We start from the raw sequence: 17672 nt of genomic DNA, 5'->3' as shown, positions 1-17672 counted from the left end.
TCGTTACTATCAATCATTTTAACCAATTGGTAGGGAAGTATACTTCTAGCTACGCGTAGTATTGCCACACAGGAATAGCTGCCCATTCCGGATTATTGCGTTCAATCGTTGTCACCACAATCGTCATATCATCTTCAATCGCTCCATTGCTGGCTCGAATAACTTCTTCTAGTAAGACATCTGCCACCTCCTGCGGCGGAATATTATCCATTTGTCGAATTAACCGCTTCAGCCAAATTTCTTTATTTTCAACTGCATGGACATTATCTAACACGCCATCACTCATCATAATTAGCTGATCGCCATCCTGCAGATTTTCTTCTACCATATCCACCTCTACTGTAGCAAATACACCCATTGGCAGATTGTTCGCTTCTACTTTTCGAACCTCTTGGTCACGTTTAATAAAAGCAGGAACTGATCCTACTTTGACAAAATTAACGTCAGCAGTCTGCAAATCAATCATGGCTAAATCAAGCGTGGAGAACATTTCTTCTGTCGTTCGAAGTGAAAGAATAGAGTTAATCGTTTTTGTAGCTATGGCTTCATTCATTCCCGATTGGAGAATATTTTTAAGAAGGGATAACGTCTCCCGACTCTCTTCATTCGCTCTTCTTCCATTCCCCATCCCGTCACTAATAGCCACTGCATATTTTCCTGCGCCAACATCCATTGCCGTATGACTGTCTCCGGAAACCCAGGCTCCGCCTTTAGCAACTGTTGCTACTCCAGTGGAGACAGTATAGGTTCGTGCTGAGCCAAAACGAACACGTTTCATTCCTTTTTTATCGAGCACTTCTTCACTTTCTACGACAATATGGTCTTCTAAAATATCAGAGAGCATCGGTGCAATCACTTTTTCACTTTCTCCATGATTTGCCTGAACTACATTCATTTCTACATCGATTCGGCGTGGCGTTAAGTCATATATTTCAATTTGGTCCACATCCGCTCCTGCCCGGATGAGAGCATCATGTACTTTTTGTTCCTGCAAGTAATGGGCTTCTTTTTCTTGGTTCATCTCACGGGCGAAGTCCTCCATAACTTTTGACACGCCTTGCAACTGGTCAGCGACAAGTTTTCGGCTTTCTTCTACATGCCGGTTCAAGCGGTGTTCAAACTGCCACTTGTCCCATTCTTCTTCCATCACTTTACTCACGCGTTCTGGATAATAACAAAGCTTCCGCCACTTTCCTGTCGTCTTCGAACGAATCTTTCCATCATGCTCCAAATCTTCCGTTAATGTCGTCATCCCTTCATACGTTTGGTTAAACCCTTGCACCCAACATTTTTCTTTTCGAAAACATGATTGACAGGTCCTTTCTGTCACATTGCTTAAAAATTGATCCATTTCCTTTTCTTTGGCTTCAGGAAGGGGCTGGGTCAATGAAAAACTAGAAGAGAGCGTTTGAAACAATTGAGAAAACGTCTCTACACGTGACGCTGTTACACTTCTCATTTTTTTAAGATATTGTCGCTGTTCATTGGAATGTTCAAGCGTTCCAGGAATATATTTAGCCATATAAGAAGTTAAAACCGTTGGTGTAAGTAAAAACATAGCTACCGCCACGGCAGATTCCGCCATCGTCAGCTCAGCGCCATAGAGACCTTCTCCATAAAGTGCAATCAACAGAGTACCGACTAAAAGGCCGGCGCTTACTCCAATTTTTTTGCCTTCTTTCATCAAACCGCCGAGCAGTCCGGCAAAAGCAAGTAAACTCATTTGATATAAATTCGCTACAGAAGCCAAACTTAAGATTAATCCTGTGACCACTCCAACTGTAGCTCCAATAGAGGCACCACCAACAAATGCGAATAATAAAACGAGATAGCGGGCCAGAATATGTTCGGCATGAAGACCGTAGACCATCCAACCAATTGCCCCTGTTAAGACGGAAGCAATTAAAATAATAAAACATATCATTTCCTCATTAGTAAGCGGCGCTTTACGTTTCCGATGCATAAGCAAGGGCAGGCTTTGAACGAAAATCATGGTGAGCACAAAGGCAAGGAAGCTTTCCACGCCGAGCATAATCCAATCATAGGAAGGAACTTGATTCAAACCTCCACTTGTTAACCAAAGCGTAAAGGCGCGTGCCACACTAGTCGAAACCAAGACGAGCAGTGGCAGCATGCTTTTCGTTCGCTGCTTCGTCCTTTTTTCGACCCACACATAACCGAGAATAAATACTAACAGCCCGGTCATCAAATAAGGCAAGTGAACCAGCATTCCCCAACTTGCTCCAATAAGCAAAGCCGCACCAGCAAGCCAGGCCCGGTTACGCTTCCAAGCAAATACGACGGCAAAAAAAGGAAGAGCGAATGGATAAAGGTCTGTTAAGATAGCGGCTCGTCCAAGTAAGACACCGGCAAGGATCAGCAAAAGACCCCATCTCCACAGCACAACTTCGGCCATGGATAAACAAGCTTGAATTGTGCGCTGTTTTAAGCGCTGAAGATAAAGACGTTGTTTTTTCACACCCATTTGAGTACTCCCAGTTCCTTGATATACTCGATTTACTCCCAAGCGTCCCACCACCCGTTTCACGTGTTTAGCTCTGAGTATACCGAATCTTTTTGGAAATGTATGTCAAAAGTACAGAGCATTCTGAAAAAACATTCGACGGATTACTGTATGGAATATAAAAAAAGGGAAAAAGAAGAAGAGGTTTGGTGCTAAGCGACAGCATATAGAAGGCAAGAGGCAAAATAACTTATTACGAGCCAATCAAAAAAGCTGCCCTCTACAGGACAGCTTACTTTTGTATGTATGGTAGCGGCGGAGAGAATCGAACTCCCGACCTTACGGGTATGAACCGTACGCTCTAGCCATCTGAGCTACGCCGCCGTTTTTTGCGACATATTGTATTCTATCGGACGTACATAAAGATGTCAATCCTTTTTAAAAAGATTTATTAAATAAAGCAAAGGTGAACTTGAGAGAGAAGAGAAAACAAGGGCTTTGCTTGTCCAGCCCTTGTCCTTTCTATTATATTAACATGTAAGCAACTGCTCTTTAGCGCTTTGAACCACCACGTTTGTTGTCGGACTGTTTACGTAATGAAGAAAGGCGCTCTTCGCTGTCTTTTAAAAAGCGATTCATTTTGTCCTCAAACGAAAGACTGCGTCCTTTCTGCTTGCTGCCTCCCCCAGATGGTTTCTTCGAGTCTGAGGACGGCCGGTCTTTTGCTTTTTTAATAGATAATGCAATTTTCCCATCATCTTCTACCTTTAATACCTTAACTGTTACTGTATCCCCGACTTGAAGGAACTCGTTGACATCTTTAACATATTGGTCAGCCACCTCACTGATGTGGACCAGACCCGTTTTACCTGCTTCTAGTTCAACAAACGCACCAAATTTAGTGATTCCTGTGACTTTACCTTCGAGCTTGTTGCCTACCTCAATGGACATGGACGTTACGTTCCTCCTTGTATTGTATCTCAGGATCCCTCTCCCATATTCGTTTGGGAAAAGCAGATCGTACTAAGTATAAGCGACATGGGAAAAAAGTGTCAATCTGATGAACCTGGAGGAACTTTATAAATGGTCTCTCCCGGCTTGGTAAAGTAGTACTCTGTACGGGCAACTTCGCCAATATAGTCTAAGTCATTATAATTTTCTATATCCTGCAGCAACTGTTTTTCTTCAGTGGAAAGTTCTGCATATTCTTTTTCAAGTTCGGCAATCTCGGAATCTTTAGCCTGAATCATTGTATATTGTGAAATCAATATAGATATAGCCACGATTCCAAGAACCGCCATAAGCGTGCCAAAGACGATAAGGCGACGCTTCAAGCCTCGTTGTTGTTTTTTCCGATATTGTTCTTTTTGCTCTTCGGCTCGTTGTTGCTCTGGATAAAGAGCAGTAACTGACCGTTTGGAACCCGAACGCGGTGACGTCAAATTATTCATCTCCTTTCCTTTTACGAGGCCAAAAAGTCCGAATGATAATTTTAAACTTTTCCCTTAGGTTAAAAAGCTGAAACTCTAGGTTGGGAAAACGGGCCAGTACTTTCCGTGTACTTCGTTTCAAGATACGAAAAACAGGAGCTAAAAAAAATCGACTCGTTGTTAAGAGAATCGTTCGAAAAGTTGTTAACCCTATCATACCCGAGCGATAAAAGAGTTTCAACACAGTTTTAAGCGGAATAAGAAAAACAAACTGAAAAAACCACTTGAACACTCTACATACTGAAATAACAAAACGGATAATAACTTCGAGCGTGTTGGTAAAGACACGACGGAACGTTTTTCTATACATGTAGGCACCTAATGCGATCGCAAGTAAGAAATAAATTCGGATTTCTCCGTGATTTACTAAAAGCAGCATATAAAATACTACAGCTGCTTGTACGACCCAAAAGAAAATATCGAGAAACGAACGTTTTAGCTTTGTAATTGAGGAATGCAGCAAGCGGTGATAAACATCGAGGTTCATGCCTATAATGGCCCCTGCGACCATCATCCAGCCAAATGTCTCAAACTGAGTTGATAATGTCACTTAAGCCACTTACCGATCCAGCTTTTTTTCTCACCGCCGCTTGGAGTATCCATATATATCAGATCGTCTACCTTGCCTTCGAGCGATACGAGCCCGGTCTCTACATCTACATTTTTCATGTGAAGGTCTGCCCCGCGTACAGACAAATACCCTAAGACTGTTTCAATAAGAAACTCCTGGCTATCGAAATGTTCAATTTCTTTCACTCCTGTGATCTCCATCCGGTTGCGCCCTTTTAATACTACATCATGTTCCCGCTCAATTTTGCTTTTGTTAAATTCTGGTCGATAATCCATCTTTCAGCCCTCCAGTATGACAGCCTGTCTGCTCTTACTCTATGTAAACAGAACTTCAGATAGAACATCTAAAAAAAGAAACTGGCCAAAAAGGCCAGCTCCTCACTATAAACCACTTATGAATTCGCTCCGGATGAACCCTTTCCACACAGGCCACAAGTGCGACATCGGCTTGGTCTTTCTTCATTTGACCTCGCCGTGTCTTCTTTGTCCGAGGCATAGCTTGCCTTAACTGACTATTCCTTTAATGACATCGCTTTGATTACTTCCTTACAATTGAAAGCTTCTCCTTTTAATCTTCAGCGTTGCGTGGGGTTTCGCTTAATACGGTATACATCCCTGCGGATGCTTCTTTTTTTGTGGTATCTTTTAATTCCTCTACCCGAACGACGACATCCTTTTGGCCAAACTGCAAGGTCAATTCATCCCCTACCTCTAGTTCAGTGCCGGCCTTCGCTTTATTGCCATTCACTGTGACACGCCCGTTTGAAGCGAGCTCTTTTGCTAACGTACGTCGTTTAATTAAACGGGATACTTTTAAAAATTTATCTAGTCTCATTCTTTATTCTCCCTTTCTTTGTTCTTCTTTGGCTTGGTCCCATAACTGATCCATTTTCACAAGTGTTGCTTCTTCAGGTGTTATTCCTTCTTCTTCTAACTTTCTTTCAATATAACGAAAACGTTTAATGAATTTTTGGTTAGAAGTAAGCAAAGCTTCTTCAGGATGGATGCCAAAATGCCTTCCAATATTTACAAGGACAAATAACACATCACCATATTCTTTTACTGCGTTTTCATGTGAGCCGCTTTTCAATTCCTCAGCTAATTCCAGCGTCTCTTCTTTCCACTTCTCCCACATCGGGGCGGACTCCCCCCAGTCAAAACCTACTTTGGCTGCCTTTTTTTGAAGTTCATAGGCAAAAAGCAAAGCCGGCTGGGCACTTGAAACTTCTTCAAGGACGGAAGAAGTTTTCCCTGTCTCTCGCTCAGCTTGTTTCACAGCTTCCCAGGTCAACTTTACATCGTCAGCATTCCCTGCCGTCCCTTCCCCAAATACATGGGGATGTCGCCTTACCATTTTAGCAGTGAGCGTTTCTATTACGTCTTCCACATTAAAAAAGCCTTCATCTTCTCCGATTTGAGCGTGGAGCATCACTTGCAGCAGCACATCTCCAAGCTCTTCAACAAGGTGTTCATCATCTTCTTCATCAATTGCTTCTAACACTTCATATGTTTCTTCAATCAAGTACTTTTTTAAGGAAGCATGGGTCTGTTTTTTATCCCATGGACAACCACCAGGTCCCCTTAGCGTCTGGATAACCTCACGCAGGGTGGAGAAGTCTCGATACGTAAGTGTTGGCTCTTCTACTGGCGGTACATAAAGCGCCGTTAGGTTGTCCACCTCCATGCTTCGGTCCAAATCTACAAGCGGCAAGGAGAAAACCCGTTCTTCTGTTGTTCCTGCCGCTCGAACAAGCTTCACTTCGTACGTCTCCGGAAGCCGCTCTAACAGTGTCAACTTTAAATCCGAAGCAATCATCGAATCATATACTTGGGTTACAAGGAGATGCGTCGTCATTTCCCAGGTAGTATTATAAAAGCTTGTACCATCACGCAATTGAAAACCATCGTTTGGATCTATGCCGAGCGCTTGAAAAATAGGGTCAAGAAAACTCTGTCCCCCCCAAATTTTTAACGCGATAGCCCCTTCTGCTTCTTTCATTTTAAGTTGTTGAACTGTTTCCTCTGCCACTAAAGGGTGGCCGGGAACAGCGTAAACTGGACGTTCATCTGCTTCTGCTTTTTGCACAAGCTGCTCAGTAATGGCTTCATATACTGAAGCAAACTCATCATGAGCTTCATATAACTCGTCAAAGCTCTCAATCTCTATTCCTTCTGCCTGCAGCTCCCTAATGGCTGGATGCTCTTTAGTACGGCAAATAAGCTGCTTTTCATTATGAATTAAACGGTATATGCCAAGCGGAATTTGCTCTAGCGTACCAGGTCCAAGCCCTACTACTTGTACAATTGGTTTAAAGGAAGTCTCCTCCATGCTTTCAATCACCCTTTCCAATCAATCCTGCCTCTTCCTTCCACACTACCTTCATTTTAAACTTCTTGTCTTTTATGTACACCTGGTAGCCAAAATGAAATCAATCCTTATTGTAGCATGAAAAGCAAAAGACGATCTCCCTCACCCTCATAAGCAAAGGGGGAAAGACCGTCTTTTAGAGTGTGTTATTGTTCCATCTGTCTTGCTAAAAAGCTGGCTGCCGTTTCGAGCATTTTTTCACTCAAGGAACGGTCAAGCTCCTGCTCTTTAGCCATTAATACAACAGCGCCGATTGGGTCCCCATTTGCAATAATAGGGGCGATCGCATAACCACGCATTTCTTCGTGTACATCACTCACCAAGTTATAATCGCCACGCTTTGTTTGTACTTCGACTTGGCGTTCTCGAATGACTCGCTCTACTACATCGCCAATGTGTTTATTATTATAATCCTTCTTTAAACCAGCAGAAACGGCAATGTACGTATCACGGTCTGCAATTAATATCGGGTGCTGGAGGGTGTCATATAAGGCTTCGGCATATTCCTTCGAGAAATCTCCAAGCTCTGTTATAGGGGAATATTTTTTAAGAATGATTTCACCGTCGCGATCCACAAATATCTCCAGCGGGTCACCTTCACGGATGCGAAGTGTACGACGAATTTCTTTAGGGATAACGACTCTGCCTAGATCATCAATACGGCGTACAATACCTGTAGCTTTCATTCTACATGCCTCACTTTCTCTCGTTGATAACGGTAATCCTGTTGCTATAGGCGTGCCTGTTTTTACCGGCTACCGTTATTATCCTTCTGCGTGGAAGAACTATACACAGTTTTTCGGTTTTTATGGAAAATCGAGAGAAAATTCAAGCCTCTTCCTGTTCCGAGGCGGATTACGCGTGTTTTTCTTGTTTATAAACACGCGGAATGTTTTTAAGAAGCTGCTCCAAGACATGTAGATATACCGTAGATGATAAACGTTTTGAGTGAAGAACGACCTTAATTTGAGATCCTTCGGTACCGAGGCCGACATCACGTCCTAATTCATTAACAAGCGAGAAAAGTTCAGCGCCGTCCATAACTGCACTTTGCTCTTCACTAAATATAATAGTGCATTTACCGGCCTGTTCTTTGATTGATTGCACTCCGTTCTCTCCTGCTAATAATTTAATGTTTGCAAACGTAAGCAAGCGTTTAACTTCATCGGGGTATTCCCCAAAGCGGTCAATTAATTCATCCTGCAGTTCCTGAAGATCTTCAAAGCTGCTAAGGCCTTTTACCCGCTTATACATTTCAATTTTCTGCTTCGCATCTGCAATATAAGAAGCAGGAATGTAAGCTTCCACTTGAATATCAAGCTCAGCTTCGGCAGCCTTCTCCTTAGCAGCCCCAGTTGTTCCTTTCCGTTCCTCCACCGCTTCTTTTAACATTTGCGAATACATGTCAAAACCGACGGAATCAATAAATCCATGCTGTTTGGCACCTAAAAGGTTACCAGCACCTCGAATGGATAGGTCGCGCATTGCAATCTTAAAGCCAGAGCCGAGTTCCGTGAATTCTTTAATAGCCTGTAAGCGTTGCTCTGCCACTTCCGTTAATACTTTGTCTCTAGCATAGGTGAAATAAGCGTAAGCGACGCGGTTCGAACGACCAACCCGGCCTCGAATCTGATACAGCTGAGAAAGCCCCATTTTATCAGCGTTGTAAATAATTAACGTATTTACATTTGGAATGTCTACGCCTGTTTCGATAATTGTAGTGGTGACCAACACATCTTGTTCACCTTCTAGAAAGTCAATCATCCGGGCTTCAAGTTCCTGTTCATTCATTTGACCATGAGCATAGGTAACATTGGCATCAGGCACAAGTGCTTGTACTTGCTCGGCCATTCGAGAAATATCATCGACACGATTATATAACAAAAATACTTGCCCGCCCCGGCTCAGTTCTCGTTCAATCGATTCTCTTAACAAGGCCCCATTGTACTCCATAACATATGTTTGCACAGGAAAACGATTTTCCGGCGGCGTTTCTAGCACAGAGAGATCTCTCACTCCAAGCATCGACATATGCAGTGTGCGGGGGATTGGCGTAGCAGTTAACGTAAGCACATCAATATTTGATTTAAGCTGTTTAATTTTTTCTTTATGAGTGACGCCAAAGCGCTGCTCTTCATCAACAATCAAAAACCCAAGCTCTTTGAATTGTACATCCTTAGACAAGAGGCGGTGCGTTCCGATGACAAGATCTATACCGCCTACTTTTAAAGAGTTCAGCGTTTCTTTTTGCTGTTTTTTACTGCGAAAGCGATTTAACAGACCAATATTGATCGGATAATCGGCGAACCGCTCACTTATCGTGTCATAATGCTGTTTGGCTAATATCGTAGTTGGTACTAAGAGCGCTACTTGCTTTCCATCCATAATCGCCTTGAAAGCGGCGCGGATGGCCACCTCTGTTTTCCCGTAGCCCACATCGCCGCACAGCAGACGATCCATAGGCCGTTCTCGCTCCATGTCTGTTTTAATTTCTTCTGCAGCTCTCATCTGGTCTTCTGTTTCTTGATAAGGGAAAGCTGCTTCAAATGCCTTCTGCTCTTCATCGTCTGGTGAAAAAGCGTGTCCTTTAGATGCTTCGCGTTCAGCATATAATTTAATTAAATCATCGGCTATATCTTGAACGGATGACTGCACCTTTCGTTTCGTCTTCTTCCAGTCTCCGCCACCGAGGGCATGGATTTTTGGATCTTTTTCTTCTGAACCGATGTACTTTTGAACTTGGTCGATCTTATCGACCGGGACATACAACTTGTCATTTCCGGCATAAGACACGAGCAAGTAATCTTCATTCATCCCATTCGCTTCAAGTGTTTCAATCCCGATATATTTACCAATCCCATGATCAACATGAACAACCAGGTCGCCTACTTTTAATTCTGAATAACTCTTAATTCGTTCGGCGTTTGAGAGCTTTTGTTTTTTACGGGTACGATTCACTTTTTTAGTAAACGTTTCCTCTTCTGTAACCACCGCAATACGTTCAAGCGGCAGCTCAAAACCACTGTTCAGCTGTCCTCTTACAATATAAGCCTTACCCGAGGTGATCGGAGTGTGCCGATCTACAAACGCTGCCTCCATTCCGTAATCATGAAGCACGTTTTGAAGGCGCTTGGCTCGGCTCTCATCGGCAGCAATAAAGACCACACGATAATTACCTTTCATCCAACGTTCCATTTCATTTTGGAGTACAGGCATCTGCCCATGGAATTGTTGCATAGCTTTACTATTTATATTGACAATTGTTTCAGGTTGCGTGCCGGCCACTTGCCTTAAAAACAAAGAAAAATAAATACGAGGCTGCTCGATGCGGCTAAATATCGTTGCTGACTCTACTGAGAGCCGGATGTTATGGGGAGCTTCTCCTTGTTCAAGCATCGTCGTGTGCCATTCAGCCTCTTCTTGGTCCAGTCGTTCTGCCATTTCTTGAACCCGGCTGATTTCATCAACAAAAATAACCGAATTCTCCGGGAAATACGATAGTAAGGTAGCAGGCTCGTCATACAAATAAGAAATATACTTATAAATACCTTGAAAACGCTGTCCTTCCTGGAGCTGTTCAATTTCTTCTGTTAACCTTTCACTCGCTCGCTCCTTGACTTCATCTCGTTCGAGTTTTTTTAGAGTTGTTGCCAGCGCTTCTCGTAATTGAGATGCCCCAGCCTCAGCGTGCGTCTGAAAAAGAATTGTCTCTTCTGCTGGTCCGATCATCACTTCATGAATTGGGTCAAGCGAACGTTGATCTTCGGCCTGAAAATGGCGAAGCGAATCCACCTCTGTATCAAATAGGTCGATTCGAACCGGGAATTCTTCCGTCAGAGGATAAATATCAATAATCCCCCCTCGTACGCTGAACTCTCCCGGTGCAGAAACCATATCGGCACGGGTATATCCTAAAGCAGGAAGCTGGGCAAGGAAGCTGTCGATATCAATTTCTTCTCCCACCCTTAAGATAGTTTGAGAAGCTGACCACAAATCTTTGGGCGGAAGCAAGCGTCTCAGTCCTGCAATCGGAACAATGACAACCTGTACATCTTCACGCAGCAGCCTATTTAAAACATCAATACGCTGCCCTCTCATCTCCGGACTGGCTACTGCTATTTCCGAGGAAATAAGCTCATTGACCGGATATAGCTGGACGTCATCACCCAATACGTCCTGTAAATCTTCATACCATTTTTGTGCTTGGTATAAATTATGAGTAATAAGCAGTTGCGGCTGCTTCATTTCTGCTTGAACACCAGACATAAACAAAGGCTTTGAAGCCCCACTGAGTCCCGTAATTAATTGTTCACTTACCCCGTCTTCCAACCCTTGCCTGACTTTGTTAAGCTCAGGGTTTCGAAGAATGATCTCCTCAAGTCCTCTCATGCTCCCGCTTCCTCCTCAATCTATTGCGCTTCATCAGTTATTCTCTCTCAGCTTATGTTATCCCTTGCTTCTATCCATACTTTCTCTTATAACTTGCTCTATATGCGATCTTCCTTAAACTTAAGGAACATCCTAACATGTATTTTCTTTCTTGGCGACCGAGATAAAAACAGAAAAATGCTTTGGGAGAGTTAGCCCAAAGCCTTTTTCCTTCTTCAGTTGTCTTTTTTCGTCTAGTGAATCCAATAGTCGAGTTCATGCAGAGCAGGATTACGTTGCTGTGCTTCATAACAATGCTCGCATATCACTTGTACTTTTTTAGCTCCGTCCTGCTCGTTCTGAATCATTTGCTGCTTCTCATCTTCAGTTAATTGAGTAAAACCTAAATCATGGTCGGTTACTTGCTCTTTCAACACATTTCCAATTTCTGACTGACAATGGCGGCAAACATATTGAACTGTCATTAAGTATATGCTCCTTCTATCTCTTAATGACTTCTAGTATTGGCGCTGTCAGTCTAACTTATACTTTTTTATTATATTCGTTCATTACCTGTTGGAAGTCTGAATTCGTCCATGTCTCGCATGCTTTTGCTGCTGTATTTATTGTATTCTCTACTTCCTTTTTTTCATCTGGTGCAAATGTCCCCAACACATGACTGGTTACAGAAACTCCTTCCGGCGGCCGACCTACGCCAATACGAATGCGCTTAAATTCTTTACTGCCCAAATGAGATATAAGCGATTTGATGCCATTATGCCCACCATGTCCGCCACTTTGGCGCAAGCGCAGAGCTCCGGGAGAGAGATCTAAGTCATCATAAATGACGAGAATATTCTCAAGTTCGATATTATAGTAATCTGCTAACGGCTGAACCGCTTCGCCAGACAAATTCATAAAAGTTTTCGGTTTTAAGAAGATAACCTTTTCATTGGCTATCCCGTATTCCGCCACCGAACCTTTAACTAATTTGGCTTTTTTAAATTTAATACCGAGTTGCTTTGCAGCAGCATCTAAGGCTTCAAAGCCTACGTTATGCCGCGTTTTTTTATATTTTCGCCCAGGATTGCCTAAACCAACAATTAATTTCAAGTTGAGAGTTCACCTCTTTTGTTTCTTGCCATCTTAAAACCTTTGTTCTTACCTACCCTGCACGTGATAAAGTTAATCTTTCACAAGCATAGCTTAGAGAGAGTTCAGATAGAAGCGCAAGCGAACGTTCATTCCTCAATCGGTAAAAAAGGCATAACCTGCAGTGCAGGCTATACCTTTAGAATGTTGTTTATTCTTCTTCGTTGTTTTCCTCAGCAGCCTCAGACTCACTGTCGTCGCCGACCAGTTCTGGCTCTGCATCTTCATCTGCAGGTTCTTCCTCTTCCACAGTTGATTCTGGAGGAAGCACGGTAACAACCGGCTCTTCTGGATCATCGTTAAAGGTAAACGTTTTGTCTGCCTTCAAATCACCAATAAAGACGGAGTCACCAATGTTTAATTCTGAAATATCGACTTCAATCTGGTCTGGGATCTCTTCTGGTAGAGCCCGTACCGACACAGTAAATAGAAGGTGAGATACTACACCGCCTTCTGCTTTTTCACCAGGTGCTTCGCCGACTAGGTTTACGGAAACGTCAGCATCCATCTCTGTCGTTAAATCTACTTCGAAAAAGTCAACGTGCTCGTAAGTATCTTTCAACGAATCCTGCTGAATGTCGTTCACGATTACTTTGTGTTTTTTGCCTGTTTGATCAAGGTCCAACTCAATGATACCATTACGACCAACTTCACGAACTGTTTTGATAAAAGAAACGTTCTCTACGAAAACTGGTGTGCTTTCTTGTGTTTTACCATATAATACGCCTGGAATATATCCTTCTGCACGAAGGCGGCGTGTCTCGGAGCGTTTCAAGTCTCCGCGTTGTTTTGCTTCAAGTAATGCAGACATGCTCTTTCACCTCATTTAATTTTGTTCACACGGGGTCTGTCCCGTACGACACCACTTAATTCACTATTCTACCAACCGCTATTTAAAAACGCAAGCCGTTTTTGTTTGCTCAGATGTGTTTATCTTGCTATGGAAATCGTGTGTTCTCTTTTAGTCAAAGAGAGTGCTGACTGATGTTTGCTCGTGTACGCGAACGATTGCTTCAGCAATGAGCGGCCCTACAGAAAGTTGCGTTAACTTCTCAATTTTCTTTTCTTCCGGAAGCTCAATTGAATTGGTGACAATCAATTCCTCTATGCGCGAATTTTGGATACGTTCCATTGCCGGTCCAGAGAGAACAGGATGAGTGCAACAGGCGTAAACGGCTTTAGCCCCTTGTTCGATTAAAGCATCCGCAGCCAGAGACACTGTACCGGCAGTGTCGATCATATCATCAATAATAATCGCTGTTTTCCCTTCAATGTTTCCTACAATATTCATAACTTCCGATCTATTCGGCTCAGGACGGCGCTTGTCGATGATAGCGATTGGAGCATGCAGGCGGTCTGCCATTTTCCGAGCCCGGATCACCCCGCCATGATCAGGAGAAACAACAACAATATCATCCAACCCTTTTTCTTTAAAATAATCGGATAAAAGCGGAGCTCCCATTAGCTGATCAACTGGAATATCAAAGAATCCCTGTATTTGTGTCGCGTGCAGATCAAGAGAAACTACACGGTCAGCCCCAGCCGTCTCTAGCAAATTAGCCATAAGTTTTGCAGTAATTGGCTCGCGGGAACGTGCCTTACGATCTTGACGGGCATATCCGTAGTAAGGAATGACAACGTTTATTGTCTTGGCAGAAGCACGTTTACAAGCATCTACCATGATTAATAGTTCCATAATATGTTCGTTAGCTGGTTCGGACGTAGACTGAATTAGAAACACATCACAACCGCGGATGCTTTCTTCTATGTTTACTTGCACCTCTCCGTCGCTGAAGCGCTTGATTGAACTTTTCCCCATCTCTATACCAATTTCATTTACAACTTCTTGAGCGAGGTCTTTGTTCGAATTTAACGTAAACACTTTAAAATAAGGATCATTATACGTTGCCATCGTTCGCTTCCCTCCGTAATATAATTCAGGCTCGTGTCACTTCAAGTAATTTTCTTTATTCGTTTGGCGGCTTCGTGCAATCGACAAGGATTCCCCAGGCACGTCCTCGGTAATCGTTGAGCCTGCAGCAACATAGGCTTTTGCCCCTACTGTGACCGGTGCAATTAAATTTGCGTTGCAGCCTATAAACGCCCCGTCTTCTACAGTGGTACGATGTTTTTGAGACCCATCATAATTTACTGTGATAGACCCACAGCCAAGGTTAACATCTTTTCCGATTTCTGCATCTCCGATATAACTTAAATGAGAGGCTTTACTACCTGCTCCGAACGTCGATTTTTTCACCTCAACAAAATTACCAACCTTTGTTTGGTCTTCCAACTTCGAATCAGGTCGGATATGCGCGTATGGACCGATCTGTACCTCGTTTCCGATCGTGCTGTTGGAGACCACGGATTGTTGAATCTCTGTGCCGTTTCCAATCGTACTATCGGTAATTTGTGTATGCGCACCAATGGTACAATTCGAACCGATGGTTACCTCGCCATTCACAACCACGCCTGGATAAAGGGTGGAATCCGGACCGATCTCAGCATCACTCGAAATGTATGTATGCTCAGGATCAATCAACGTAACCCCTTGTTTCATCCAATAACGATTGATCCGAAGACGCATAGCTTTCTCAGCTTCTGCTAAGGCAAGACGATCATTGACCCCAATGGTTTCACTAAAATCAGGGGTTTGATAAGCAGCAACTACTTCACCTGCAGATTGCATAATTTCAATGACATCTGGCAGGTAATATTCTCCTTGAACATTTTCATTTCCAACATGTTCTAGAGCTTCAAATAAGCGAGCATTATCAAAACAATAGGTCCCCGTATTAATTTCACGGATCCCGCGCTCTGCTTCCGTCGCATCTTTATGCTCAACAATTCGGTTAACTTGTCCGCTTGAAGGCTCTCTCACCACGCGCCCATAGCCTGCTGGATCATCAGCATGTGCGGTTAAGACAGTTGCTTTTGCGCCTTGTTCTTCGTGATGGTTCACTAAGGCTTCCATCGTTTCACTCGAAATTAAGGGCGTATCCCCGCACAGAACAATCGTTGTTCCCTCTTTCGCTGCCAGCTTATTTTGAGCCTGCATGACAGCATGTCCGGTACCAAGCTGCTCCTCCTGCAACACATAAGAGACACGGTCTTTAAGCTGTTCTTTTACGCTCTCAGCACCATGCCCAATAATGGTTACGATCTCTGCAAAACCGGCTTGACTCACTTGATCGGTTACATGTTCTACCATAGGCTTGCCAACCACAGGGTGTAACACTTTATACAAACTTGACTTCATTCTCGTTCCCTGACCTGCAGCCAAGATCACTGCATAGCGATTGTTCATTCCAAGTCCTCCAGCCTTTCAAATGTCCCTTACGAATATATCCTAAAACCAAAGTCATTTCAAGGCGTTACTTCTACTTGAAAAAACCAGCGGCTAAAAATATGTCCGCTGGTTCATTAAGCACGTCTCTCCCAACTTTCTACGAGGCACCTGCTTCTTCGTATTCTACTTTGTCTTCTTCAGAGCGACCCTGCTTTTCATATTCTCCCAATACGGCTGTCTGGATTTTATCGCGCGTATGAGAGGAGATCGGGTGGGCGATGTCTCTAAACTCTCCGTCTGGAGTACGTTTACTAGGCATAGCGACAAATAAACCATTATTCCCGTCTATCACTCGAATATCGTGCACAACAAATTCATGATCGACTGTAATGGAAGCAATCGCACGCATGCGACCATCCGTTTGCACCCGACGAAGCCTCACGTCAGTTACTTCCATTCTTTCACCACCTTTTTACCAAATAAGGATCTTGATAGACTAGATTCAATAGATTTTTAGAAACTCCTTCCTATATGTTAAAAAAATCTAAAAAAAGTTAGAAAAACGGGAAAAGCAATGCCCACGGTCTCGATCGGTACGATCCGAAAAGAGACCGTTTCGGGCCATATAATGGGTCTCTTGTCCGTAAGCGTTACGCGTAATCCCTTTGCCCGCCTATAACCTCCCCAAAATAGAAAAAAGCCGCCGCTACGCACGACAGCTTTTTCTTCATTCTTTTACCAGAGCAATCACTTCAATTTCTATCAATACATCTTTTGGCAGACGGGCCACTTCTACGCAAGACCGAGCTGGCTGATGGTCAGAGAAGTATTCCCCGTACACTTCGTTAATTGTTGGAAATTCATCCATGTTTTTTATAAAAACCGTTACTTTCACTACATCTTCAAGTGATGAACCTGCTTCTTTTAATACAGCCTTCACATTTTGAAAGACTTGATGCGTCTGTTCTACTACGCCACCTTCGACTAACTCCATATCTTTTGTAAGGGGGATTTGGCCAGAGCTGTAAAATAAATTGTTAACGATCACTCCCTGGGAGTACGGACCGATCGCCTCAGGTGCTTCCTTCGTGTAAATCGTGCGCATGAGCTTTCACCTCTTTTAGTTTTGTTAAATAGTTGCCAGGTTCAAGAGCAATACTGCGCTCGCGTTCACTCACTTCCGTCAAGCGGGCGATTGAAATATAATCTTCGACAAGTCGTTCTTCTACATCTTCTGATTCTACCAGTACACCTGTCCCTACTACGTTAGCGCGAAACTCTTTCAACAAATCCACCATGCCCCGCACCGTTCCACCCGCTTTCATAAAGTCATCCAGAATAAGAACATTTGCCCCTTCTGGAAGGCTTCTGCGGGCTAAAGACATGGTTTGAATACGCTTAGAAGAGCCTGAAACATAATTAATACTTACCATCGACCCTTCGGTCACCCGGTGGTCACGCCTGACAATACTTACTGGAACATCTAAAAAAGAAGCGACTGCATAAGCCATCGGAATACCTTTTGTAGCTACGGTCATTACGGCATCCACTTGTTCATTGGCAAACAATGAAGCATAAAGGCGTCCTACTTCATTCATTTTCTGCGGAGCCCCTAAGACGTCCATCATGTATAAATAACCACCTGGCAAAATGCGTTCGGGGTCACTTAACTCCTGGCAAAACTCTTGAATAAATGCTTCTGCTTCTTTTTCCACGACGGTAGGTATGTACTTCACCCCACCACTTGCGCCTGGCACCGTATACAAAGACCCAATACCTTCTTGTTCGAATATCTCTTTTACGATGGTTAAATCCTCGCTGATAGATGACTTAGCCGATTGATACCGTTCCGAGAAATAACGAAGAGAAATGAGCTGGTGTGGATGCTGTATCAAGTAATGTGTCATATCGACGAGGCGGCCACTGCGTTTTAACTTTTTCATACCCACCTCCAGAACCCGAATATTTAAA

17 protein-coding genes and 1 tRNA gene are annotated in these 17672 nt (G+C 43.4%); all 18 read right to left on the bottom strand.

All coding sequences use genetic code 11. From position 1 onward, the window contains the following. Positions 1-49: 49 nt before the first annotated feature. Complete coding sequence (spoIIE, locus tag D469_RS0117785) at positions 50-2536, bottom strand: stage II sporulation protein E (protein ID WP_420834860.1); 2487 nt, start codon at positions 2534-2536, stop codon at positions 50-52. 235 nt (positions 2537-2771) lie between these two features. After that, positions 2772-2848 (bottom strand) — tRNA-Met (locus D469_RS0117780). A 168-nt stretch (positions 2849-3016) separates the two neighbouring features. Next, complete coding sequence (locus tag D469_RS0117775) at positions 3017-3415, bottom strand: S1 domain-containing RNA-binding protein (protein WP_018924738.1); 399 nt, start codon at positions 3413-3415, stop codon at positions 3017-3019. Positions 3416-3516: 101 nt separating this feature from the next. Then, entirely contained in the window at positions 3517-3906 is a 390-nt protein-coding gene (locus D469_RS0117770) for an FtsB family cell division protein (protein ID WP_018924737.1), read from the bottom strand. A gap of 1 nt (position 3907) precedes the next feature. Next, positions 3908-4504 carry a spore cortex biosynthesis protein YabQ gene (yabQ, locus tag D469_RS21340; RefSeq protein WP_018924736.1) on the bottom strand — a complete coding sequence of 199 codons (597 nt, stop codon included), beginning with the start codon at positions 4502-4504 and terminating at the stop codon, positions 3908-3910. Then, positions 4501-4800 carry a sporulation protein YabP gene (gene yabP, locus D469_RS0117760; protein ID WP_018924735.1) on the bottom strand — a complete coding sequence of 100 codons (300 nt, stop codon included), beginning with the start codon at positions 4798-4800 and terminating at the stop codon, positions 4501-4503. Before yabP ends, yabQ begins: the two co-directional genes overlap by 4 nt. Before the next feature lie 292 nt (positions 4801-5092). Continuing rightward, the gene (locus D469_RS0117755; RefSeq protein ID WP_018924734.1) at positions 5093-5359 is read right to left on the bottom strand and encodes an RNA-binding S4 domain-containing protein; all 267 of its coding nucleotides are present in this window, start codon (positions 5357-5359) and stop codon (positions 5093-5095) included. A gap of 3 nt (positions 5360-5362) precedes the next feature. Next, the gene (gene yabN / locus D469_RS0117750; RefSeq protein ID WP_026286299.1) at positions 5363-6853 is read right to left on the bottom strand and encodes a bifunctional methyltransferase/pyrophosphohydrolase YabN; all 1491 of its coding nucleotides are present in this window, start codon (positions 6851-6853) and stop codon (positions 5363-5365) included. Between the two features lie 185 nt (positions 6854-7038). Further along, positions 7039-7578 carry a stage V sporulation protein T gene (spoVT, locus tag D469_RS0117745; RefSeq protein ID WP_018924732.1) on the bottom strand — a complete coding sequence of 180 codons (540 nt, stop codon included), beginning with the start codon at positions 7576-7578 and terminating at the stop codon, positions 7039-7041. Positions 7579-7747: 169 nt separating this feature from the next. Continuing rightward, positions 7748-11281 carry a transcription-repair coupling factor gene (gene mfd / locus D469_RS0117740; RefSeq protein ID WP_018924731.1) on the bottom strand — a complete coding sequence of 1178 codons (3534 nt, stop codon included), beginning with the start codon at positions 11279-11281 and terminating at the stop codon, positions 7748-7750. A 233-nt stretch (positions 11282-11514) separates the two neighbouring features. After that, positions 11515-11745: an anti-sigma-F factor Fin gene (locus D469_RS0117735; protein WP_018924730.1), complete on the bottom strand. Its 231-nt coding sequence runs from the start codon at positions 11743-11745 to the stop codon at positions 11515-11517. A 58-nt stretch (positions 11746-11803) separates the two neighbouring features. Beyond that, positions 11804-12373: an aminoacyl-tRNA hydrolase gene (pth, locus tag D469_RS0117730; protein ID WP_018924729.1), complete on the bottom strand. Its 570-nt coding sequence runs from the start codon at positions 12371-12373 to the stop codon at positions 11804-11806. 190 nt (positions 12374-12563) lie between these two features. Further along, positions 12564-13223, bottom strand: a complete 660-nt coding sequence (locus tag D469_RS0117725; RefSeq protein WP_018924728.1) for a 50S ribosomal protein L25/general stress protein Ctc — start codon at positions 13221-13223, stop codon at positions 12564-12566. A gap of 150 nt (positions 13224-13373) precedes the next feature. Continuing rightward, on the bottom strand, positions 13374-14324 hold the full coding sequence (locus D469_RS0117720; RefSeq protein WP_018924727.1) for a ribose-phosphate diphosphokinase: 951 nt from the start codon (positions 14322-14324) through the stop codon (positions 13374-13376). 36 nt (positions 14325-14360) lie between these two features. Beyond that, a complete protein-coding gene (glmU, locus tag D469_RS0117715; RefSeq protein ID WP_018924726.1) occupies positions 14361-15719 on the bottom strand; it encodes a bifunctional UDP-N-acetylglucosamine diphosphorylase/glucosamine-1-phosphate N-acetyltransferase GlmU in 1359 nt (452 codons plus the stop codon). 139 nt (positions 15720-15858) lie between these two features. After that, positions 15859-16158, bottom strand: coding sequence for a septation regulator SpoVG (spoVG, locus tag D469_RS0117710; RefSeq protein WP_018924725.1), 300 nt, complete (start codon positions 16156-16158; stop codon positions 15859-15861). Between the two features lie 270 nt (positions 16159-16428). Further along, a complete protein-coding gene (locus tag D469_RS0117705; RefSeq protein ID WP_018924724.1) occupies positions 16429-16806 on the bottom strand; it encodes a RidA family protein in 378 nt (125 codons plus the stop codon). Continuing rightward, entirely contained in the window at positions 16775-17644 is an 870-nt protein-coding gene (gene purR / locus D469_RS0117700) for a pur operon repressor (protein WP_018924723.1), read from the bottom strand. Before purR ends, D469_RS0117705 begins: the two co-directional genes overlap by 32 nt. Positions 17645-17672 lie beyond the last annotated feature (28 nt).

The sequence above is a fragment of the Salsuginibacillus kocurii DSM 18087 genome, from assembly GCF_000377705.1.
Taxonomy (GTDB): Bacteria; Bacillota; Bacilli; order Bacillales; family Marinococcaceae; genus Salsuginibacillus; species Salsuginibacillus kocurii.
Note: the sequence above shows the minus strand (reverse complement) of the source record. Positions and strands in the feature narration are given on the sequence as shown.